Source organism: Metallococcus carri, assembly GCF_011440275.1.
GTDB lineage: Bacteria > Actinomycetota > Actinomycetes > Actinomycetales > Dermatophilaceae > Metallococcus > Metallococcus carri.
The window spans coordinates 202,804-225,267 of record NZ_JAAOIV010000002.1 but is presented as its reverse complement, the minus strand read 5'-3'; the positions used below and the strand labels follow the sequence as shown (position 1 = coordinate 225,267).

General features: G+C 71.0%; 15 protein-coding genes and 1 pseudogene. 10 read left to right on the top strand and 6 right to left on the bottom strand.

Translation table 11 applies throughout. The features are described 5' to 3' along the window. Positions 1-41 precede the first annotated feature (41 nt). From G9U51_RS03585 to G9U51_RS03545, 9 genes are all read left to right on the top strand, one after another. Positions 42-1,079, top strand: a complete 1,038-nt coding sequence (locus G9U51_RS03585; protein WP_166193274.1) for a hypothetical protein — start codon at positions 42-44, stop codon at positions 1,077-1,079. Between the two features lie 78 nt (positions 1,080-1,157). Then, positions 1,158-1,919, top strand: coding sequence for a lysophospholipid acyltransferase family protein (locus tag G9U51_RS03580; RefSeq protein WP_166193271.1), 762 nt, complete (start codon positions 1,158-1,160; stop codon positions 1,917-1,919). 34 nt (positions 1,920-1,953) lie between these two features. After that, positions 1,954-4,023: a RecQ family ATP-dependent DNA helicase gene (locus G9U51_RS03575; RefSeq protein ID WP_166193268.1), complete on the top strand. Its 2,070-nt coding sequence runs from the start codon at positions 1,954-1,956 to the stop codon at positions 4,021-4,023. A gap of 37 nt (positions 4,024-4,060) precedes the next feature. Further along, on the top strand, positions 4,061-5,404 hold the full coding sequence (locus tag G9U51_RS03570) for a DNA polymerase IV (RefSeq protein WP_166193265.1): 1,344 nt from the start codon (positions 4,061-4,063) through the stop codon (positions 5,402-5,404). A gap of 10 nt (positions 5,405-5,414) precedes the next feature. Further along, positions 5,415-8,816: a transglutaminase family protein gene (locus G9U51_RS03565; protein ID WP_166193261.1), complete on the top strand. Its 3,402-nt coding sequence runs from the start codon at positions 5,415-5,417 to the stop codon at positions 8,814-8,816. After that, complete coding sequence (locus G9U51_RS03560) at positions 8,813-11,359, top strand: circularly permuted type 2 ATP-grasp protein (RefSeq protein WP_166193258.1); 2,547 nt, start codon at positions 8,813-8,815, stop codon at positions 11,357-11,359. The genes G9U51_RS03565 and G9U51_RS03560 overlap by 4 nt, the downstream gene beginning before the upstream one ends. Then, positions 11,356-12,279, top strand: a complete 924-nt coding sequence (locus tag G9U51_RS03555; RefSeq protein WP_166193255.1) for a transglutaminase family protein — start codon at positions 11,356-11,358, stop codon at positions 12,277-12,279. The genes G9U51_RS03560 and G9U51_RS03555 overlap by 4 nt, the downstream gene beginning before the upstream one ends. Beyond that, a complete protein-coding gene (locus tag G9U51_RS03550; RefSeq protein WP_166193253.1) occupies positions 12,276-13,793 on the top strand; it encodes a class I adenylate-forming enzyme family protein in 1,518 nt (505 codons plus the stop codon). Before G9U51_RS03555 ends, G9U51_RS03550 begins: the two co-directional genes overlap by 4 nt. After that, positions 13,790-15,070, top strand: coding sequence for an MFS transporter (locus G9U51_RS03545; RefSeq protein WP_166193250.1), 1,281 nt, complete (start codon positions 13,790-13,792; stop codon positions 15,068-15,070). Before G9U51_RS03550 ends, G9U51_RS03545 begins: the two co-directional genes overlap by 4 nt. Here G9U51_RS03545 and G9U51_RS17585 read toward each other — a convergent pair. Beyond that, on the bottom strand, positions 15,067-15,192 hold the full coding sequence (locus G9U51_RS17585; RefSeq protein WP_268921468.1) for a hypothetical protein: 126 nt from the start codon (positions 15,190-15,192) through the stop codon (positions 15,067-15,069). The genes G9U51_RS03545 and G9U51_RS17585 overlap by 4 nt on opposite strands. Positions 15,193-15,317: 125 nt before the next feature. Further along, the gene (locus G9U51_RS03540; RefSeq protein WP_166193247.1) at positions 15,318-16,757 is read right to left on the bottom strand and encodes an amino acid permease; all 1,440 of its coding nucleotides are present in this window, start codon (positions 16,755-16,757) and stop codon (positions 15,318-15,320) included. Positions 16,758-16,963: 206 nt separating this feature from the next. On the opposite strand from G9U51_RS03540, the pseudogene thrS reads away from it, so the two are divergent. Next, positions 16,964-18,229: pseudogene (gene thrS / locus G9U51_RS03535) on the top strand (threonine--tRNA ligase); the annotation flags it as partial. On the opposite strand, the gene G9U51_RS03530 reads toward thrS, so the two are convergent. Genes G9U51_RS03530 through G9U51_RS03515 form a run of 4 tightly spaced genes read right to left on the bottom strand, consistent with a single transcriptional unit; the run spans position 18,226 to position 22,440 of the window. Then, a complete protein-coding gene (locus G9U51_RS03530; protein WP_166193241.1) occupies positions 18,226-18,924 on the bottom strand; it encodes a glycosyltransferase in 699 nt (232 codons plus the stop codon). The pseudogene thrS and the gene G9U51_RS03530 sit on opposite strands and share 4 nt — an antisense overlap. Beyond that, on the bottom strand, positions 18,921-20,252 hold the full coding sequence (locus tag G9U51_RS03525; RefSeq protein ID WP_166193238.1) for a bifunctional PIG-L family deacetylase/class I SAM-dependent methyltransferase: 1,332 nt from the start codon (positions 20,250-20,252) through the stop codon (positions 18,921-18,923). Before G9U51_RS03525 ends, G9U51_RS03530 begins: the two co-directional genes overlap by 4 nt. After that, complete coding sequence (locus tag G9U51_RS03520) at positions 20,249-21,280, bottom strand: acyl-CoA dehydrogenase (RefSeq protein WP_166193235.1); 1,032 nt, start codon at positions 21,278-21,280, stop codon at positions 20,249-20,251. Before G9U51_RS03520 ends, G9U51_RS03525 begins: the two co-directional genes overlap by 4 nt. Continuing rightward, on the bottom strand, positions 21,280-22,440 hold the full coding sequence (locus G9U51_RS03515) for an NAD(P)/FAD-dependent oxidoreductase (RefSeq protein WP_166193232.1): 1,161 nt from the start codon (positions 22,438-22,440) through the stop codon (positions 21,280-21,282). The genes G9U51_RS03520 and G9U51_RS03515 overlap by 1 nt, the downstream gene beginning before the upstream one ends. Positions 22,441-22,464 lie beyond the last annotated feature (24 nt).

Genomic DNA, 22,464 nt, shown 5'->3' with positions numbered 1-22,464 from the left:
AATGCCCGGAACGGCGGGCATCGAACCTTCAAGGAGTGTCCATGAATTCCAACACGGTGATCTGGATCATCGTCGCGGTGGTGATCGTGCTCGCCCTGATCGCGCTCATCGCGACCCTGGCCGGCAAGCGTCGCAAGGAAGCCCACCGGGAGGAGGCGGCCGAGTTGCGAGAGGACGCCACCAGCAAGGCACCGCGCGTGGCTGAGCGCGAGCAGCAGGCCGAGGTGTCCGCGCATGAGGCGCAGCAGGCGCGGGCCACCGCTGACGAGCACGCCCGGATCGCCGACGAGGCCGAGCGGCGCGCCGCGCAGGACGAGCAGCGGGCCGGCCGGGTGCGCTCCGAGCACGACGACGCACTGCGTCGCGCGGACGCGATCGACCCCGATGTGCGCACCGACTCCGAGGGCAACCGCCTCGACGATGGTGAACCCAACTCGCCGCGGCACGCGAGCGGCTCGGGCCGCGACGAGCGTGGCCTCGGCGGCTCGGCATACGACGAGCGGCGTTCCGATGACGACTCGCAGGGGTATGCCGACCGTGGTCGCCAGGGCGGCGCCAGCGCCGTCGGCGCCGGGAACGCCGACAACGGCACCGCGTGGAACGAGCCCCTGCCGGGTCAGGGCACACCGCGCAGCGGGTTCGAGCAGGTCCAGCAGGACGAGCGCGGCGGATTCCGCCCCGGCGACACCCGCGACCCGCAATGGCAGGGTGAGGGCCAACCGGCCCAGGGCCACGACGCGGCATACGGCGAGCAGGGCCAGCGGTATGACGATCAGCGGGGCGGCCAGTTCGCCGAGGGCGGCCAGCGCTATGACGACCAGCAGTACCGCGGGCAGCGCTATGACGACCAGCAGGGTGGCCAGTTCGCCGAGGGTGGTCAGCGCTATGAGGACGGTGCGCGCCCCGGTCAGCAGGGCCAGTTCGGCCAGGGTGACCAGCACACCGGTGCCGAATATCCCGGCGAGGGCAACCGACAGGCCGGCTGGAACGACGGCTCGTCCGCGGACGACTCGGTCGCCGATCGGATCCGGCGGCTGCGCGACGGTGGCGGCCGCGGAGACGACGCGGGACGCAACTGACCGCGGCGGGCGGGTGTTCGGTACCTGAGGTATCGGACACCCGCCCGGCGGCAGTGCCGATCCCATAGTCTGGGCGCCATGGAGCCGGTCTATACCCCGATCATTCGCACCGCCCTCGGACTGTTCAAGGCCCAGGGCCTGCGGATCACCCGCCTCGGCACCGAGCACATCCCGCGGACCGGCGGAGCGGTGGTGGCGATCAACCACATCAGCTACATGGACTTCGCCTACGCCGGCTATCCCTTCCACGACGTGGGGCGCAAGGTGCGGTTCATGGCCAAGAAGGAAGTCTTCGCCAACCCGGTCGCCGGCCCGTTGCTGCGCGGCATGGGGCACATCCCGGTGGACCGGGCCGCCGGGGCGGGGTCCTACCGTGAGGCGGTCAGGGAGTTGCGCGAGGGTGAACTCGTCGGCGTCTTCCCCGAGGCGACCATCTCGCGCTCGTTCGAGCTCAAGGAGTTCAAGACCGGCGCAGTGCGCATGTCCCAGGAGGCCGGCGTGCCGGTGCTGCCCCTCGTGGTCTGGGGTTCGCAGCGCGTGTGGACCAAGGGCGTGAAGCGGCGGATGGGGCGCACCGGCATACCGATCAGCCTCACGGTCGGCGAGCCGATGCACTTCGCCGATGTCGACGCGGCGACCGGCACCGCCGAACTCAAGACCGTGATGCAGCAGATGCTGGAGAAGGCGCAGGCCGACTACCCGGCGCTCACCGGGGAGGAGTTGCGGTTCCTGCCGCACCGGCTCGGCGGCACGGCGCCGACGATCGAGGAGGCCGCCGAGCTCGACCGGCAGGCCCTCGCCGAGCGCGCCGCGAAGAAGGCGGCCAAGAAGCGCGGCTGACCGCGTTGTCGGACCCTGCTGTCAGGCTGGCGGTATGACGATCACCGCGGCCGACCGTGTCCTCACCGCCCTCGCCGGGCCGGATGCGCAGTTGCGCGACGGGCAGGGCGAGGCGCTCGAGGCGCTGGGGCACCCGGGTGCCCGCGTGTTGGTGGTGCAGGCGACCGGCTGGGGCAAGTCGGCGGTGTATTGGATGGCGACCGCCCGGTCGCGGGCGGCCGGAGCGGGTCCCACGCTCGTGGTGTCGCCGCTGCTGTCGCTGATGCGCGACCAGGTCGCCGCCGCCGAGCGGGCCGGGCTGGTCGCCGCGACACTCAACAGTGCCAACCTCGGTGACTGGGAGGTGATCGAGCAGGCATTGCTCGCCGGCGAGATCGACGTGCTGCTGGTCTCCCCGGAGCGGTTGGCCAATCCGACCTTCGGCAAACGCGTGCTCGACGCCCTGGCCGGCCGGCTCGGTCTGGTGGTGGTTGACGAGGCGCATTCGGTGTCGGACTGGGGTCACGACTTCCGCCCTGACTATCGCCGGGTGACCGACCTGCTGCGCCGGCTCAACCCCGACACGCCGGTGCTCGCCACCACCGCGACCGCCAACGAGCGCGTGGTGGCCGATGTCGCGGCGCAGTTCGGTGAGCAGACGACGATCCTGCGTGGCCCGCTCGCGCGCAGCAGCCTGCAACTCACGGTGACTCCGATGCTCGACCCGCTGCAGCGGTTCGCCTGGGTGGTGCAGCATCTGCCCGAGTTGCCCGGCAGCGGGATCGTCTACACCCTCACCGTCGCCGACGCGCAGCGCCTGACCGAAGCGATCCGGGCCGTGCACGGTGACCGGTGCCCGGTGGCGGCATACACCGGGGGACTGGACCCGGACGAGCGGGTGCGGGCCGAGGAAGCCTTGCGGCGGAACGAACTCAAGGCCCTGATCGCCACCTCGGCGCTCGGCATGGGCTACGACAAACCCGATCTGGGTTTCGTCGTGCACGTGGGCTCGCCGCCCTCGCCGGTGTCCTACTACCAGCAGGTGGGCCGTGCCGGCCGCGCCATCGACCATGCGCTGGTGGCGCTGCTGCCCTCGGCGGCGGACGAATCGGTCTGGGACTATTTCGCCACCGCGACCATCCCCAAACCCGACCAGGTCGAGCGCCTGCTCGCGACGCTGGGCACGGCCGAGGGACCGATGTCGGTGCCCGCCCTGGAGGCCGAGACCGGCATCCGCCGCACCCGCACCGAGCTGCTGCTCAAACAGCTCGCGGTGGACGAGGTCGTCGAGCGCACCCCGGACGGCTGGGTGGCGACCGGCCGGGACTGGACCTTCGATCAGGAGCATTACGACGGCGTGCTCGCGACTCGGCGGCGCGAAGCCGACATCATGCGCCGCTACGTCCGTGGCGAGGCCTGCCTCATGCAGCTGCTGCAGGAGTCGCTGGACGACCCGACCGCGGCGCCGTGCGGGCGATGCTCGGTCTGTCTCGGCGGCCTGCCCGAGCCGCTGGCCGCCGCGCCCGACCGGGCGGCGATGGATGGCGTGCGCGCCACTCTGCGCCGCGGCAGCCTCGAGCTCGAGCCGCGCAAGATGTGGCCGGGCGGTGCCTTCGGTGCGCGCGGGCGCATCCCCGCCGCCCTGGCGGCCGAGCCCGGGCGGGTGCTGGTGCACGCCGACGCACCCGAGTGGAGCGAGCTGCTCGCCGGTCCGCTGCGCACCGACGGGCCGGTGCCGGACGAGCTGGCCGAACACGCCGTCGGTCAGCTCGCCGGCTGGAAGGACAGCTGGGCGCAGCGTCCCGACCTGGTCGTAGCGCTGCCGGTGGCCGGCCACCCGCAGCTCACCACCTCACTGGCCGACCAGCTGGCCACGGTGGGCCGGCTCGATCGCGGCGACTGGACGGTCGAGCCGGCCCCGCCCGATCTCGCGTCGGCCGACGAGGCCGCGCACTGGCGACAGGCGATGGCTGCGAGCGAGCCGCCCGAGGTGGCCGGCCGCAGCGTCCTGCTCGTCGTCGACGCCAGCACCAGCGGCTGGCCGGTCACCGTGGCCGCGGCGACGCTGCGGGAAGCCGGCGCCACGCACGTGCTGCCGCTGCTCATCCACCGCACGGTCGGCTGACCGGCCCGGCGCCGTCGCGCGGTGCGAGGATGCTCGGGTGCGTTCGACGGCCAGCATCCTGCACCTGGACCTCGACGCCTTCTTCGCCGCCGTCGAGCAGCGCGACAAGCCCAGCCTGCGCGGCAAGCCGGTGGTGGTCGGCGGCATCGGCCCACGCGGCGTGGTCGCGACCGCCTCCTACGAGGCCCGGGCCTTTGGCGCCCGCTCTGCCATGCCTACTGCCGAAGCTCGCCGGCGCTGCCCGGCCGGCACCGCCTTCCTCTATCCACGCGGCGCGGCCTACCGGCGCACCAGCGCCGTGGTGATGGAGTTGCTGCACGAGCTGTCGCCGGTCGTCGAGCAGGTCTCGATCGACGAGGCGTATGTCGACCTGCAAGCGGGCGACCTCGACCTGAGCACCGACGCCCTCGAGACGGTGGTGCGCGCGCTGCTCGACCGGATCCGGGTGGAGACCGGTGGGCTGACCGCATCCGCCGGCCTCGCCTCGTCCAAGATGCTGGCCAAGATCGGCTCCGACCTGGACAAGCCGGCTGGTCTGGTGGTGGTGCCTCCGGGACAGGAGCTGCACCTGCTCGCGCCGCTGCCGGTGCGGGTGCTCTCCGGAGTCGGCCCGGTCACCGCCACCCGGCTGCGCACCTTCGGCGTGGAAACGGTCGCCGACCTGCAACGCCTCGAACGCGCCGACCTGGTGAGCATCTTCGGCGAAGCCCACGGCGGGGGACTGGCGCAGCTCGCGCAGGCCCGCGACGACCGGGCCGTGGTCACCGAGCGGGAGGCCAAGAGCATCTCGGCTGAGGAGACCTTCCCCGTCGACGTGGTCGACCGGGCCCGCCTGGACCGCGAGCTCGCCAGCCTCGCCGAACGCGTCACCGCCCGCCTCGGCGAGCACGGCAGCTTCGCGCGCACCGTCACGCTCAAGCTGCGCCACCACGACTTCACCACGATGACCCGCTCGGAGACCCTCACCCATCCGACCGGCGACCCGGCCGCGATCCTCGCGATCGCCCGGCGGTTGCTCGCCGGTGCCGATATCGGTGGCGGGCTGCGGCTCATCGGTGTCGGCGTGGCGGGGCTGTCGGCCCATGCTCAGGAGCGGCTGCTCTTCGAAGAGTTGGACGGGCCGGCACCCGACCCGCAGCGGCCGGTGGACGAACAGGCCGACGAGGACGCGCAGTACGGCCGGCATACCGCCCGGTGGAATCCCGGCGAGGACGTCGAGCACGACGACCACGGCCCCGGGTGGGTGTGGGGCAGCGGCCTGGGCCGGGTGACCGTCCGCTTCGAAGGACCGCTCACCGCGCCGGGCCCGGTGCGCACCTTCTCGGGCGCCGATCAGGCACTTCGCCATACCGACCCGCCGAACTGGCGGTCGGACGCCTAGGGTTGGGCGGGTGACGATCCGGGTAGCGCTTCATCACCGAACGACCTATCGGTTCGCCGAACCGGTCACCGTCCATCCCCATGTGGTCCGGCTGCGACCGGCGCCGCACAGCCGCACGCCGATCCAGGCGTACTCGCTGACGGTGTCGCCGGCCGATCACTTCATCAACTGGCAGCAGGACGCCTTCGGCAACTATCTCGCCCGACTGGTCTTCCCCGAGCGGGTCAGCGAGCTCGACATCTGCGTCGACCTGGTCGCGGACATGACGGTCATCAACCCCTTCGACTTCTTCGTCGAGGAGTATGCCGAGACCTTCCCCTTCAGCTATCCGCCGGAGTTGCGGGCCGACCTGGAGCCCTATCTGCGCCCGGTGGACGACGGCGCGGAGGGCAGCGGCCCGAGCGAGCGGGTGCGGGCCTGGGTGGACGAGCACATCCCGGTGCCGGCCACGCCGATGCGGATCGTCGACTGGCTGGTCGCGGCCAACCGGGCGGTGCACGACGCGGTGGGCTACACGGTGCGGATGCAGCCGGGGGTGCAGACACCGCAGGAGTCGCTGGACTCGGCGATCGGTTCGTGCCGCGACAGCGCCTGGCTGCTCGTGTCGGCTCTGCGGCAGCGCGGGCTGGCGGCCCGCTTCGTGTCCGGCTATCTGGTGCAGCTCACCGCCGACCAGGAATCGCTGGACGGGCCGAATGGGCCAAGCGCCGATTTCACCGACCTGCACGCCTGGGCCGAGGTCTACGTGCCGGGCGCCGGCTGGCTCGGGCTGGACGCCACCTCGGGGCTGTTCGCCGGTGAAGGTCACATCCCGTTGTGCGCCACCCCGCATCCCTCCAGCGCGGCGCCGATCACCGGTGCGACCGCCCCGGTGGAGGTGAGCTTCGCCTTCGAGAACTCCGTCACCCGGATCTTCGAGGACCCGCGGGTGACCAAGCCGTACACCGAGGACCAGTGGCAGCGGGTGCAGTCGGTCGGGCAGCATGTCGATCGGTTGCTCGCCGACGGCGACGTGCGCCTCACCATGGGTGGTGAGCCGACCTTCGTCTCGGTCGACGACACCGCGACCCCGCAATGGGAGACCGCGGCCGACGGTGAGGACAAGCGCGAGCGGGCCCGCGAGCTGGCGGCCCGACTGCGCCCCCGGTGGGCCCCGAAGGGTCTGGTCCACCACGGCCAGGGCAAGTGGTATCCCGGTGAGCCCTTGCCTCGCTGGCAGATCGCCTTGCTGTGGCGCACCGACGACGCGCCGTTGTGGCGCGACCCGGACCTGCTGGACGATCCGTGGGGCGAGCCGCGCCTCGAGCCGGGGTCGGTCGCCGCGGCCGAGACAGTCCGGCGACTGACCCACGAGATCGCCAGCCGGCTCGGCATACCGGCCGACGTCCCGCAGCCGGCCTACGAGGACCGGGTGAACGCGTGGCTCGGTGAGTTGCGGCAACCGGCGGGCGAGCGGCCGGGCGACGACGTCGACCCGACCGATCCGCGGGCCGACCGGGTGACCGCCCTCGACGAGCAGCCCGGCCTGCCCACCGGCTGGGTCGTGCCGGTCTTCGTCGCTCCCGACGGTGACGGATGGGGGACCACCCGCTGGCGCACCCGCCGTGCGCACCTCTTCCTGACCCCGGGCACCTCGCCGATGGGTTTGCGGCTGCCGCTCGGTTCGATCTCCTGGACCGAGGGGCCGGACCAGCCGGAGGCATCGCCGTTCGCGGCCCGCGGTCCCCTGCCGGCGGCCGAACCCGTTGCGGCACAAGAGGTTCCGCCGGCTCAGGAGGTGGATATCGACGAGGCTCCACGCACTGCGCTGACCGTCGAGGAGCGCGAGGGTCACCTCTTTGTCTTCCTGCCGCCCCTGGCCGAACTCGACGACGCGGTCGCCCTGATCGGCGCGGTCGAGAGCGCAGCGGCAGCCGTCGGCATACCGGTGGTGCTCGAGGGTTATCCGCCCCCGGGCGACCCGCGCCTGCGCACGCTCACCGTCACTCCCGACCCGGGCGTGATCGAGGTCAACGTGCAGCCGACCTCGACCTGGGGCGAACTCGAGACGCTCACCACCACGCTCTTCGAGGACGCCCGGCAGTCGCGGCTGACCACCGAGAAGTTCGACTTGGACGGCACCCACACCGGCACCGGCGGCGGCAACCACATCACCCTCGGCGGGCCGACCGCGGCCGACTCACCGCTGCTGCGCCGGCCCGACCTGCTGCGCAGCCTGATCACCTACTGGCAGCACCACCCGGGGCTGTCCTATCTGTTCTCCGGGCGGTTCATCGGCCCGACCAGCCAGTCGCCGCGGGTGGACGAGGGCCGCCACGAGACGCTCTACGAACTCGAGATCGCCTTCGCCGAGCTCGAGCGCGTCAGCGCGGAGGGAGAGGTGCGCCCGTGGCTGGTCGACCGGCTGCTGCGACACCTGCTGACCGATATCACCGGCAACACCCACCGCAGCGAGTTCTGCATCGACAAGCTCTACGCCCCCGGCACCGAGCGCGGCCGGCTCGGACTGCTGGAGATGCGCGGCTTCGAGATGCCGCCGCATCCGCAGATGTCGCTCGTGCAGGCCCTGCTGGTGCGGGCACTGGTCGCGCGCTTCTGGGACCGGCCGTATGCCGGGCCGCTCGTGCGCTGGGGTTCGCGGCTGCACGACCGATTCCTGTTGCCCGCCTTCGTCGCGGCCGACCTGCGTGAAGTCGCGAGCGACCTCACCGACTACCTCGGCCCCCAGCACCCCTTCGACCCGACCTGGCTGGACCCCTTCTTGGAGTTCCGGTTCCCGCGGCTCGGTGAGACCGATGTCGCCGGGGTGCACCTGGAGCTGCGGCAGGCGGTGGAGCCCTGGCATGTCCTCGGCGAAGAAGTGAGCCAGTCCGGCACCGCGCGCTATGTCGACTCCTCGGTGGAGAAGGTGCAGCTGGCCGCCACCGGGCTCGTCGAGGGCCGGCATGTGGTGACCTGCAACGGCATACCGGTGCCGTTGGTGCCGGTCAGCGGCAGCGGATGGGGCGGCCGCTCGCCGGGGACCGGCAGCGCGCCGGACACCCACGTCGGGGGAGTGCGCTATCGCGCGTGGGCGCCGCCGTCGGCGCTGCACCCGACGATCGGCGTGCACTCGCCGCTGGTCTTCGACCTCGTCGACCGCTGGAACGAACGCTCGCTCGGCGGGTTCACCTATCACGTGGTGCACCCCGGCGGCCGTGCCTACGACCGCTATCCGGTCAACGCCGCCGAGGCCGAGTCGCGGCGCGCCGGGCGGTTCGAACCGATCGGGCACAGCACCGGCCGCATCGACACCTCGGGCTGGCCGGCGACCGAAGCGCGGGTGCGGCACGGAAGTGGTGAGCAGCCCACGACCCTCGACCTGCGCCGCTTCTCACCCGGCATACCGTCGACGGCCCAGGAGGAGTCATGACCGCCGAGCCGGCCGAGTCCGCGGTCTGGGAGCGGTATGCCGCCCGCCTCGCCTTGCTCGAGCAGGTCGACGGCCCGCCGGCGCCGGTGGCCGACGAATTGGCCGGGCCCACCGGTGGCACGCCGCCGTTCGAACTCGCCGAGACGGTGCGCGGCGCCATCGACGCCTTGGGTGCCGGAGGTCTGCTGACCCGGCGCGCCGCGGTGCGCCGCCATGTCCGCGACGACGGCCTGACCTATGGCACCACCGCGGCCGGCGGCGGCCGGTGGAACCTCGATCCGCTCCCGGTGGTCATCTCGGCGCAGGAGTGGTCGGGGCTGCGCGAGGGACTGGCGCAGCGCGCCCGGCTGATGGACGCGATCCTCACCGACCTGTATGGCGCTCGGCGGTTGCTCGCCGAAGGCGTCGTGCCGCCGGCGGTGGTGCTCGGCCATGACGGCTTCCTGCAGGTGGTCGACGGCATCCGCACGGCGGGACCGCGCCAACTCGTGTTGACCGCGGTCGACCTGGCCCGCGCCGCGGACGGCACCTGGACGGTGCTCAACGACCGTGACCAGGCGCCATCGGGTGCAGGCTATGCGATGGCCGACCGCCGGATCGTCGCCCGGACGATGCCGCGCCTCTATCGCGAGGCGCCACTGGCGCGCCTGCGCGGCTTCTTCGGGCTGGTCCGCGACGCCCTGGACGCAGCCGCACCACCGGGCACCGATGCGCCGAATGTCGTGCTGCTCTCACCCGGACCGGACAGTGAGACCGCCTTCGACCAGGCCTTCGTCGCCTCGCTCACCGGTCTGCCGCTCGTGCAGGCCGAGGACCTGTCGATGCGTGACGGCAAGGTCTGGCGGCGCACGACCGGGCGGCCCGAGCAGGTCGATGTGGTGTTGCGTCGCGTCGACGCGGCGTGGTCGGATCCGCTCGATCTGCGCGGTGACTCACGGCTCGGAATACCCGGTCTGGTGGAGGCGACCCGCCGCGGACTCGTGAGCGTCGTGAACCCGCTCGGCACCGGCGTGCTGGAGAACCCGGGCCTGCTGCCCTATCTCGACGACGCCTGCGGGATGCTGCTCGGCGAACCGATGACGCTGCCCGTGGCCCGCACCTGGTGGTGCGGCGCGACCGGGGCTGAACGGGCCGACCTGGACCGGCTCGCCGAATGCGTGATCAAGCCGATCAGCCGGGAGGCGAGCGAGCCGACCCGGTTCGGGTGGACGCTCTCGTCGGGTGAACTGGCCGACCTGCGGGCCCGGATCGAGGCCGAGCCGTGGCGGTTCGTCGTGCAGGAGCCGCTGCCGATGTCGACCACCCCGGTGATCGGCAGCCACGGCCTGGAGCCGCGACGGCTGGTGCTGCGCGCCTTCGGGGTCGCGAGCGGTGAGGACTACCGGATCATGCCGGGCGGCCTGGGCCGGGTGTCGGTCGACGCGGACAGCCTGGTGGTGTCCAACGCGCTCGGCGGCATCGCCAAGGACATCTGGGTCGCCGCGCCCGAGCCCGAGGTCGGCGGTGCGATCGACCTGCACCCCGTGCAGGCCCACCTGCCCGGCATCGCCGGCGAGACCCTCGGGTTATCGCCGCGCGTCGCCGACGATCTGTTCTGGCTCGGCCGGTATGCCGAACGCGCCGAGTCCACCGCTCGCCTGCTGATGACCGTGGACGACCTGGTGGCCGATCACTTCGGGCGCGCCGCATCCCCCGGCCAGGTCGCGATGCACACGCTGCACCAGGCGCTGCTCACCATCACCGGCATACCGGCGACGGCCAGCGATCACCCGGCCGACGACCTGCGCCGGGTGCTCACCGACGAGAGCCTCGAGGGCAGCGTCGCGGCGTCGGTGCGCCAGAGCGTGCGCGCGGCCCACGCGGTGCGTGAGCTGTTGTCACCGGACACCTGGCTGGTGCTCGCCCGGCTCGACAACGCGATCGCCGCCGACGAGGACGACGAGCCGCTCTCGAGCACGCTGCGCCAGGTGCTGGAGTCGCTGGTCGCGTTCGCCGGGCTGTGCGCGGAGAACACTGTCCGCGACGCGGTCTGGTCCTTCCTCGACCTGGGCCGGCGGGTCGAGCGGGCCCAGCAGGTCACCGCGCTGCTGCGGGCGACCGTGCTGGACGAGCGCTCGCCGGTCGCGGAGGGTCAGATCATCGAGGCGGTGCTGCGCACTCTGGACAGCGTGATCACCTTCCGCCGTCGGCTCGGCGCCCGGCACGACACCTTGACGCCCTTCCAATTGCTGCTCGAGCTCGTCGTGCGCGACCCGAGCAACCCACGCTCGGTGGGCTTCCAGGCCGAGCGGGTGGAGTCCGATCTGGCCGACCTCGGCCACCCGGAGCTGGTGCAGGTGGCGGCCGGGCTGCGCCAGAGTGTGGCCGACGCCGACCACGACGAGCTGTCCGGCGAGGGACGCGCCCGGCTCGCCGAGGCTCTGGCCGGCTGGAACACCGATTGGCGGGAGCTATCCGACGCGCTCACCGGCGTGTTCTTCGTGCGCAAGGCGCCACAGCACGGGTTCAGCGCCACCGCCTGGGAATACGGAGAAGTCGAGTGAGCGAGGACCTGCACGCGACCCGCGGTTACGAGGTGCGGCATCGCACCGAATACACCTACGAGGACTATGTCACCGCCTCCTACAGTCGCGCCTGCCTGCGGCCGCGCGCGACCGGCTACCAGCGGGTGCTGTCCAATGTCATCGAGGTGTCGCCGGGCGCCGACGTGCTGACCGAGCACACCGACTTCTGGGGCAACTATTCGCACTACCTGGAGGTGCGCACCCGGCATACCGTGCTCGCGGTCGACAAGACCTCCCGGGTCTCGATCACCTGGCCGCGGGTCGACCTCGACCGGCTGAACGAGTGGACGGTTGGCTCGGCCGCCGACGCCTTCGCCGCCCGGCCGGACGCGGTCGACACCGGCTTCCTGCTGCCGTCGCGTCTGGTGGCGCTCACCCCCGCGGTCCGGGCGTATGCCGCCGAGCACCTGCCGCGGGCGCGACCCCTGGGCGACGCGCTCGCCGGGGTCTACGGGCTGATCTACGGCGACTTCACCTACGCCAAGGGCTCGACTTCGACCACCACGACGCTCGACGAGATCCTGGGGGAGAAGCAGGGCGTCTGCCAGGATTTCGCCCACCTGGGCTGCGGGATGCTGCGCGCCGCCGGGCTGCCGGCGCGCTATGTGAGCGGTTATATCGAGACCACACCGCCGCCCGGCAAGCCCAAGCTCGCCGGCTCGGATGCCACCCACGCCTGGGTGTCCTGCGCCGTGCCCGGTGGCGACTGGGTCGACCTGGACCCGACCAACAACCATTTCGCCGACTCCCGCTATATCGTCACCGCGTGGGGCCGCGATTTCCGTGACGTGTCGCCGCTCAAGGGTGTGATCTTCACCGAGTCTGGCGGCAGCAAGCTCAAGGTGGCCGTGGACGTCATACCGCTGAAGGACCGGCCGGCAATGATGGGAGCCGAATGACCGACCTCGTGCTGGTGCCGAAACCGCTGCCGGACCCCGAGGGGGTATGGCGGGACGAGCAGGGCGTGGCGCATTTCAGCAACCTGCCCGCGTCGCTGGTGGCGATGCTGCGCCGCCGCGCCGAGGAGCACCCGGAGCGGGAGGCGATCGTCGAGGTCGACGGGCCGCGGTTGACCTATGGCGAGCTCTGGCAGCGGGCCAGCGCGCTCGCAGGAGGGTTGCGCGACAAGGGAATTCGCGCCGGCGACCGCGTCGCGATCACGCATCCGGCGGGTGCGGACTGGGTCGTGTCCTTCTTCGGTGCGCAACTCGCCGGGGCGATGGCCGTGCCGGTGAACATCCGCTTCGCGCGCGACGAGATCGACTACGTGCTGCACGACAGTGGCGCGGCGATCGTGCTCGGTCCGGACGAGGAGGCGCCGTCGGGGGAGCCCTTCGCCGCCGCCCCGTCGCTCGGCGATCCGGCCGCGATCTTCTACACCTCCGGCACGACCGGGCATCCCAAGGGCGCGCTCACCTCGCATGAGGCCTTCCTCAGCTATTGCGAGACCGCGGCCCGGCTGCGCCCGTCCGGTGGGCCGCTGCCGCGCACGCTGATCGTCGTGCCGCTGTTCCACGTCACCGGCTGCAACGCCCAGCTCATCCCGGTGCTCGCGGCCGGCGGCGCCGCGGTGATCCTGCCGCGCTTCGATGTCGCGCGCCTGTTGCGCGCGCTCGCCGAGGAACGGGTGACCTCCTTCGTGGCCGTCCCGGCGATCTACGCGCTCATGCTCGCCCATCCGGACTTTGCCACGACCGACCTGTCCCACCTGATGACCGTCGGCTATGGCGGCGCGCCGATGTCACCCGAGCTGGCCCACCGTGTTGGCGAGGCCTTCCCAAAAGTGTTGCGCACCAACGGATTCGGTATGACGGAGACGGCCGGCCTGGGTGCCACCCTGCCCCCTGATCTGGCCGACAGCCACGCTGGATCGGTCGGCTATCCGTCCTTGGTGGTGGACCTGGCCCTGGAGCGCCCGGACGCCGACGGGGTGGGGGAGTTGCTGGTGCGATCGCCGAGCGTGACCCTCGGTTATTGGAACCGGCCGGAGGCCACCGCCGACGCCTTCCGCGACGGGTGGTTCCGCACCGGCGACCTCGCCCGGATGGCACCGGACGGCACGCTGCGCCTGGTCGACCGGGCCAAGGACATGATCGTGCGTGGCGGTGAGAACGTCTATTGCGTCGAGGTCGAGAACGCCCTCGCTGCGGTGCCCGGAGTGCGCGAGTCCGCCGTGATCGGCGTCCCCAACGAGGTGCTCGGGGAGGCCGTGGGGGCACTCGTGGTGCCCGAGTCCGGCATACCCCTGGATCCGGCGCAGATCGTGACCGCGCTCGTCGGACGGATCGCCGACTACAAGATCCCGCAGTATGTCGTCGTGCGCGACGAGCCGCTGCCGCGCAACCCGGGCGGGAAGATCTTGAAGAAGGCATTGCGGGACAACGGGATTGCCTGGGGTGAGCGACTGCGGTGAGCAGGCTTCGTTCGCTCTTCGCCGACACCGCGCCGCTGCAGACCCCCGCCTTCCGGCGGTTGTGGAGCGCCAACATCATCACCGTTATCGGTGCCCAGCTGACCGTCGTCGCGGTGCCCGCGCAGATCTACGCGATCACCGGCAGCTCGGCCTATGTCGGCCTGACCGGTCTCTTCGGGCTGGTGCCGCTGGTGATCTTCGGGCTGTATGGCGGCGCCCTCGCCGATGTGATGGACCGGCGAAAACTGTTGCTGGTCAGCACGATTGGGCTGATCGCCACGAGTGCGGTGTTCTTCGTGCAGGCGCTGCTCGACCTGCGCAATGTCTGGCTGATCCTGGTGGTCTTCGCCATCCAGCAGGCATTCTTCGCGATCAACCAGCCCACGCGCAGCGCGGTGCTGCCGCGGTTGCTGCCCGCGCATCAACTGCCGGCGGCCAACGCGTTGAACATGACGGTGATGCAGTTCGGCGCAATCGCCGGTCCCCTCGTGGGTGGCGCGCTGATCCCGGTGCTCGGCTATTCGCTGCTGTATCTCATCGACACGGTCTCGCTCTTCGCGACGCTGTGGGCGGTGGTGACCCTGCCGCCACTGCCGCCGACCGGCGCGCCGGGACAGCGGGCCGGCGTCCGCTCGGTGCTCGAGGGCTTGGCCTACCTGCGCGGGCATCCGGTGCTGCTGATGTCCTTCCTGGTCGACATCATCGCCATGGTCTGCGGTATGCCGCGGGCGCTCTTCCCGCAGATCGCGCACGAGAGCTTCGGTGGGCCGGTCGACGGTGGCCTGGCGTTCGCGCTGCTCTTCGCGGCGATCCCGGCGGGCGCGGTGCTGGGTGGGATCTTCTCCGGCTGGGTGTCGCGGGTGGAGCGGCAGGGGCTGGCGGTGATCGTGGTGATCGTCGGGTGGGGTGCCTCGATCGTGCTCTTCGGCCTCGCCGTCGGCGCGGCGCGTGGGGCGGCGGACGTGTGGTTGTGGTTGGCACTGCTCGGGCTGGTGCTCGCCGGGGCGGCGGACATGGCCTCGGCGGCCTTCCGCTCCACGATGCTGCAGGACGCCGCAGATGACGACGTGCGCGGGCGACTGCAGGGTGTGTTCATCGTGGTGGTCGCCGGTGGCCCACGCATCGCGGATGTGGTGCACGGCGCTGGAGCAGCGATGGTCGGCACGGCCGCGGCGGCCGCGGGCGGTGGCGTGCTGGTGATCGTGGGCGTCGTCGCGGCCGCTCTCGCCGTGCCGGTCTTCGTCCGCTACCGCGTCCCCCGCCGAAACGTCACTTAATCCTCGCGAAGCGTCACCAGTTCTCCGCGAAGCGTCACCAGTTCCTCGCGAAACGTCACCAGTTCTCCGCGAAACGTCACCAGTTCCTCGCGAAGCGTCACCAGTTCCTCGCGAAACGTCACCAGTTCTCCGCGAAACGTCATCGCGAACTCGCATCGGACCCGCAGTGACGGCTCGCGAGTTGTTACTGACGTTTCGGGAGTTTTTACTGACGCTTCGGGAGTTTTTAGTGACGTTTCGGGAGTTTTTACTGACGTTTCGGGGCGAGGAGGGAGTGGCGGCGGCCGTAGGCGAAGTAGACGACCATGCCGAGCACGAACCACGCCGCGAACCGCAGCCAGGTCTCCCACTGCAGGTAGGTGATCAACCAGATGCTGAAGCCGATGCCGATGAGCGGCACAAACGGCATACCGGGACAGCGGAAGGTGCGCGGCAGGTCGGGCCGGGTGTAGCGCAACCGGATCACCGCGATGCAGACGACGATGAAGGCCAGCAGGATGCCGATATTGGTGAGTTCGGCGGCTTCGGCGATCGGCATCAGCCCGGCGATCACCGCCGAAGCGACGCCCACGATCCAGGTGACGCGCGTGGGGACATGCCGCTTCGGGTCGGTCTTGGCGAACCAGCCAGGCAGCAGGCCATCGCGGCTCATCGCGAACCACACGCGCGTCACGCCGAGCATGAAGGTGAACAGCACGGTGAGGATGCCGATGATCGCGCCAGCGGCGATGACGGTGCCGAGACCGGTCATTCCCGCCGACGCGAAGGCCGCGGAGAAGCCGGCCTTCGGGTCGATCTGGGTGTAGTTCTGTATGCCGGTGAGCACCAGGCAGGCGAGCACGTAGAGCACCATCGAGATTCCCAGCGAGTAGAGGATCGCCTTCGGCATATGACGTTGGGCATCCTTGGATTCCTCGGCCGCGGTCGACATCGCGTCATACCCGAAAACCGCGAAGAAGACCGTCGCCGCACCGGTCACCGCACCACCAAAGCCGGCCGGCGCGAAGGGCGTGTAGTTGGCGGTCTTGATCTTGAAGATTCCGACGGCGATCACCAGCAGCACGATCGCGACCTTCAACGCCACGAAATAGGTCTCGAAGCGGGCAGCGCTCCTCATGCCGCGGGTGAGCAGGAAGGCGATGAGCAGGCACAGCACCATGGCGAAGAGGTCGACCTTGTGGCCGGCTCCGGTGCCGGGAGCACCCAGCATCCAGGTGGGGGCGTTGATGTGCATCTGATCCAGCAGGTAGCTGAAGTAGCCCGAGATGCCGATCGCCACCACCGCCACAATCGCGGTGTACTCCAGCAGCAGGTCCCAGCCGATCGCCCAGCCGACCACCTCACCGAGCACGGCATAGCCATAGGTGTATGCCGAGCCCGCCTTCGGGATCAGCCCGGCGAATTCGGCATATGACATGGCGGCAGCAGCGGAGGCGACACCCGCGATGAGGAAGGAAATGAGCACGGCCGGCCCGACCCCGAGGCCACCCTTGGCACCGCTGGCGACGCTGCCCGCAAGGGAGAAGATGCCCGCGCCGATGATGCCGCCGACCCCGATCGCGGTGAGCTGCCACAGCCCGATCGAGCGCTGCAGACCTCCGGTGTCCGATTCGTCGGTGAGCTGATCGACCGGCTTGCGGCGCCAGATGCCTTGGGGCACAGGGGCTTCGCTCGGAACGGTGGCCATCGGTGGGTCCCTCCCTGGACAGAATTCGTGGTGGACGCACGCTACTCCCTGCTAGCCTCCTCGCCCATGAGGCAGCATCAGCGCACGACCACGCCGGACTCGCTCCGGCGTCCGGTCCTGCTGCCATTCACCAGCTGACTCACTCGTCCCCGGAGCTCACGGCTCCGGGCACTGTCAGCCACTGAAGTCGCGAGTTCCGCTCTCTCACAAAGGAACTCAAGATGAACGACTACCGAGAGATCGCCCGCGACATGGGCATCTTCGCCTCCGACGAGCTGGTCGGTGCGGGTCTGCCGCTCTGGCTTCCCGCTGGCGCGATCGTGCGGCGCGAGCTCGAGCAGCTCGGTCGCGACATCGCCGCCGCCGGGGATTGTGCCGAGGTCTATTCGCCCGTTCTCGCCAAGCGCGCACTCTTCGAACGCTCCGGCCACTGGGCGAAATTCACCGACGACATGTTCCCGCCGATGGACCTCGGCGACGACCTCGTGCTGCGGCCGGCGAACTGCCCGCACCACGCCCGCATCTACGCGGCGCAGCAACACAGCTATCGCGACCTGCCGGTCCGTCTGCACGAGCTCGCACCGATGTTCCGTGCGGAGCGCTCGGGCGTGCTCTCCGGGCTGACCCGGGTGCGTCAGATCAGCCTCGACGACACCCACGTCTTCTGCCGGCCGGACCAGGTCGCGCAGGAGGTGACCGCCGGCGTCGCCGCGATTCTGCACGCCGTGAGGGTGCTCCGCCTGCGGATCGACCACATCCGCCTGTCCCGCCGCGATGACTCACCGGCTTATCTCGGCGCGCCCGAGCAGTGGGCCGCCGCCGAGCATGCCCTCCGCGAAGCGGCCGCGCAGGCGGGACTGGACCGGCTCGGCATACCGCTGGTGGAGGCGGAGGGCGAGGCGGCCTTCTACGGACCCAAACTCGACGTGCAGGTGCTCGATGCCCGGGGGCATGAGGAATCGCTCGCGACCGTGCAGCTCGACTTCCACCAGCCGGAGGCCTTCGACCTGAGCTACCAGGGTGAGGACGGTCGGCCGCATCGAGTGATGATGATCCATCGCGGCACGATCGGGTCGATGGAGCGGATGGTGGCCTTCCTGCTCGAGCAGTATGACGGCCGCCTGCCGCTGTGGCTGGCGCCCGTGCAGGTCTGCCTGTTGCCGATCGCTCCGGCACACCAGCCGTATGCCGATGTGGTCGCTGATGCGTTGCGCCGCAACGGGATTCGCGTGCAGGTGGTGAACGAAGAATCGCTCGGTGCCCGCATTCGCGACTCTCGGCGCCGGCGCGATGCGCTGATCGTCGTGGTCGGTGACGCCGAGGTCGAGCGGGACATGGTCCAGGTCAACGATCCCGCCAGCGGGGAGCGGTGCACCGTCCCGGCCGCCCAGCTAGCGACCGCCGTCGCCCAAGCAGTCCGGCACCGTGCGCCGCTGCAGTGGCCGGATCACGTTGTGCCGGAGGCGAATTAGCCGGATCGGTCGAGCTCGCGCAGGTAGGCGGCGAAGCCGTCCGGTGCCCGACCTGCGTGCCGGCCGGAGGTCAGCACCGAGGCGCGCGCCGTGTGAGCGACGCGTGCGTGATGCTCGCGAGCCGCCGCAACGAGCGCGACATCCTCACCGACCGAGATCCCCGGAAAGCCACCGATCTCGGCATACGTGCTGGCGCGCACCCCCAGGTTGGCGCCGAAGACGTGATCGTGGGGGCCGCCAAGGCGGTGGCGGGCGCGCCATTTGCCGAGCGTTTCCGGTTGCAGGTCATCGGGATCGGGGTGCACTGCGCCGATGAGCAGGTCGATGCCGCGCTCGGCCGCTCCGACGTGGTGGACCAGCCACGAGGCAGGAACCTGCGAGTCGGCGTCCGTGCACGCAACCCAGCTGCGCTCAGGACGGGGCATGGAGGCCAGCGCGGCATCGACACCCGCGGCCCGCGCCCGGCCGACGCAGCCGGCGTCAAGGCCGAGGGTGTGGACGGCCGGGAAGGTGCGCGCGATCGCCGCGGACCCGTCCGTGCACCGATCCAGGACGAGCACCACCTGCGTCCGCAGGTCGGGCCGGATGCGGTGCACGAGGTCGACGGCAGCGCACACCGAGGTGAGGCACCGGGCGAGCAGCGCCTCTTCGTTGTGGGCCGGGATCACGACCGCGGCCCGACGCAGGGTGCTCATCGCGGCCCGTCCGCGCGGGTGAGGACATCGAGCCGGAAGTCGGATTCGTGATGGGAGACAACAACTTTCCACTCGTCGGAGTCGACGAAGCTCCGGTGCACCGCGTCGCCGTCGAGCGGCCAGCCGCGCACCGGATGCCGCCAGTGGCACAACACGAGTTCGCCGTCGGCGGCCAGGCTGGCGTTCACCCGGTCGCGCACCTGATGCAAGGCGTTGGGCGACAGAAAATAGCCGACTTCGGAGATGACGACCAGATCGAATTCGCCGTCCGGCCATTGGCCCGGCAGCACTCGCTGTTGCACCGAGACGCTGTCGTCGCCGGACAGCCGACGCGTCGCGGCGCTGACCGCGTGCGCACTGGCGTCGACCGCGAGCAGACGGTCGGTGCGATCCGCGAGATCAGCCGTCAGCCGGCCGATCGAGCAGCCGAGCTCGAGCCCGCGAGCGAAGTGGTCACGGGTCAGGGCGGCCAGCGTGACGGCCCGCTTGCGACGTTCGTACCAGCTGTCCTCGACCTGCCACGGGTCGGCGATCTCGCCGTGCAGATCGTCCAGGGCCGTGTCCGCCGGGGGCTGCACGACGAACCATTCGTCGCCCCGCAGCGCGTGCGACAACAACTCGGGGGAGAGCAGCACCTCATCACCCGGCTGATCGGACAGCGGCTCGATCTGGCTGCGGTGCAACGAGATTGCTGCGCGTTTGCGCTGCAAGGCCTGGCTGGGCAGGTCGACGGCGAGCAGGTCCTGCCAGGGCGTCTGGTCCGGCTCGGCCCAATGCCACCACCAGATCGGATACTCCAGCAGTCGCGCGTCGGTGCGGTATGCCGCGGCGGCCGCGGCGCGCCCGGCGGCCTCGTGGTCGCTGTGTCCGTCGCAGCGCCAGGGCGCGACGAGCAGCGTGCGCGGTCCGCGCCCATCGACGAGATCCACGATGGTGGTGGCGGCTTCGAGCCAGTGGTCAGCGACGGCGGTGTCCGGCAGCCCGAGATGGTGCACCTGGGCCCGCGGGTGCAGCAGGTCGACGGCGGCCGCGCCCTCGCGTCGCCGGACCCGGGCGAGTTCGTCCGGAGTGACCGTGGGTGACTGCGGGTGCGAGCCCTCGCCGTCGGTGAGCAGCAGCACGCTCGTCGCCAGCCCCGCGTCACCCGCAGCCGAGAGCAGCCCGGCCGCACCGAGCGTCTCGTCGTCTGGGTGCGCGGCGACGAGGATCAGCCGGTCGTGCCCCGCCAGCAGGTCGCCGTATGACGTGCGCGTCACCTGCCGCTCAAGGAAGGCGCGTTGCCACACCTCCTCGGCGGTGCCAGGACCGTCGTGGGTGAATGCCGTCATGGCGCCAGCAGACCGCCGAGCGCAGCCGCATCACGTTCGGCGTGGTCCTGGCGGACGTAGACGGTGAGATCGGCGACCCGGCGAGCGTGCTCCTCGTCGGCGGTGAGCGGCGCTGGACCGGTGCCACGCCCGGTCCGGGTGAGCACCGACTCGACGGCGCGCGCAACTGCACCCCGGGCAGTGAGAGCGAGTCGCCGGGCGTCGTCAGCAGTGCTGTCGCCGTCGTCCACCACTCGCGCCGTCTCGCTCAAAACGCTTGCCGCACAGGCGAGTTCGAGCTCCGCCTCGCCGGCGTGCATGAGCGCGATCTGGTCGGGCTTGCGCCCGCCGGCACGCGGAACGAGGCGCCGGCCGACCGCCACCGCGGCACCGAACCAGATCGCAGCCACGCCGATGCCACCCCAGGCGAAGCCGGGCCGGTCGAGGTACCACCCGGCCGGACCGACCGGCACCGCGGGCACGCCGTCGAAGTGGACCGCGAGGCTGGGCACCTCCACCAGTCCCCGGGAGGCCCAACCACCGGACTCGGCACGGACACCGTCGGCCCGCAGACTCACGGCATACAGCCGGCGCTCGTCGCCCTGCCAGGCAGTGACCAGGGCAGCGTCGAGGACCGAGGCGAGCGAGCACCACGGCTTGGTGCCGGACAGGCGGCCGTCCTCGAACTCCAGCCGGACGCCCGGCCCCTCGGCGGCGAAAACACCATAGGTGCCGCTGGGCAGGTCCTCGTCCAGCAGCTGCGCAGCCCGGGCCTGCTGGGTGATCGCGATGGCGTCCAGGTGGGGTTCGATGGCGCGGGCGACGGTCAGGTCGACCGAGCCCAGCGTCGCCAGCGCCGACCAGAGGTATGCCGTGCGGCCCTCGCCGGGCAGCGGCAACCGGTCGCCGAGGGCGCGCGCGAGTTCGAAGGCCGCGGGCAGATCGCCGACCGCCGCCTGCGCGTCCTGGCGCAGCCGGTCCAGGTCCTCGGTGTCCGCGCCGGCCAGGACGATGGCTTCCTGTTTGGGGTCGAGGATCGCGTGCCGCATCAGTTCTCCTCCTCGTCCGGCTCTTCGGCGGCGAGTTGCTCCCGGCCGGCCTGGTAGTCCTGCTCGGCGTTGTAGGCGAAGACTCCGACCAGCTCGTCATCCTGGAAGTACCGGATCGTGAGGGCGCCCGGTCCCTCGCTCACTTCGGTGCGATCGTAACCATCACCCCAGGCGGCATATTGGATCTGGTGCTCGCCGATCTCGCTCCAGAATCCGGGCACCTCGCGCCAGGTCGCATCCGCCTGGGCGGCACCGCGACCGGCGACCTCGCCCATCGCGAGCGCGTCGCCCCAGTGCTCGACGTTGATCGGCCGGCCGGCGATCGCGTGCTGTCCGCGCGCGGCGTCACCGGCGGCGAAGATCCCCTCGACCGGCGTCTGCAGGTGATCATCGACCACGATCCGGCCCTCGTGCAGGGGCAGGCCGGCTTCGGTGATGAAGTCGGTGGCCGGGCGAACACCCGCGGCGATCAGGATCAGGTCGGGATGCAGGGTGTGGCCGTCATCGAGGTGGATGGTGCGCGGCGCCTCGATGGACTGCACCTTCACCCCGGAGCGCAGCTCCACGCCATACCCGGTGAGCAGGTCGGTGAGCAACTGCGCGGCGCGCTCGCCAAGCCGCCCGCGTTGCGGTGCGTCCTCGGCACTGACCATGGTCACCGACAGCCCGCGCTGGGTGAGCGAGGCGGCGGCTTCGCTGCCGATGAATCCCGACCCGATGACGACCGCGTCACGCGACCGGCGGACCGCACGATCGAGGGCCTGCAGGTCGGCGAACCGGCGCAGGTAGTGCACCTCGGCATCGGGGTCGACACCGGGCAGCTCCACCGGCACCGAGCCCGGCGCCAGGACCAGCCGGTCGAAGCCGACCTCCTCGTCACCCAGCCGGATCGTCCGCTCTTGCGGGTCGAGTCCCGTTGCGGCAGTAGCAAGTTCGACCTCGGTGTCGCCCAGGTCGTCGGCTTCGTCGAGGGGCGTCGGGGTGGGCGCGGCGTCCGCTCGCAGGGTCGCCTTGGTGAGCGGTGGTCGCTGGTATGGCGGGTCCGGGTCGGCCGAGACAAGCAACACGGGTCCATCACCCCCGGCCCTGCGGTAGGCCGCTGCTGCAGCGACACCGGCCGGGCCGCTACCGACGACGACGAGGGCGTAGCGCCGCACCATCAACTCCCGAACTCGACGACGAAG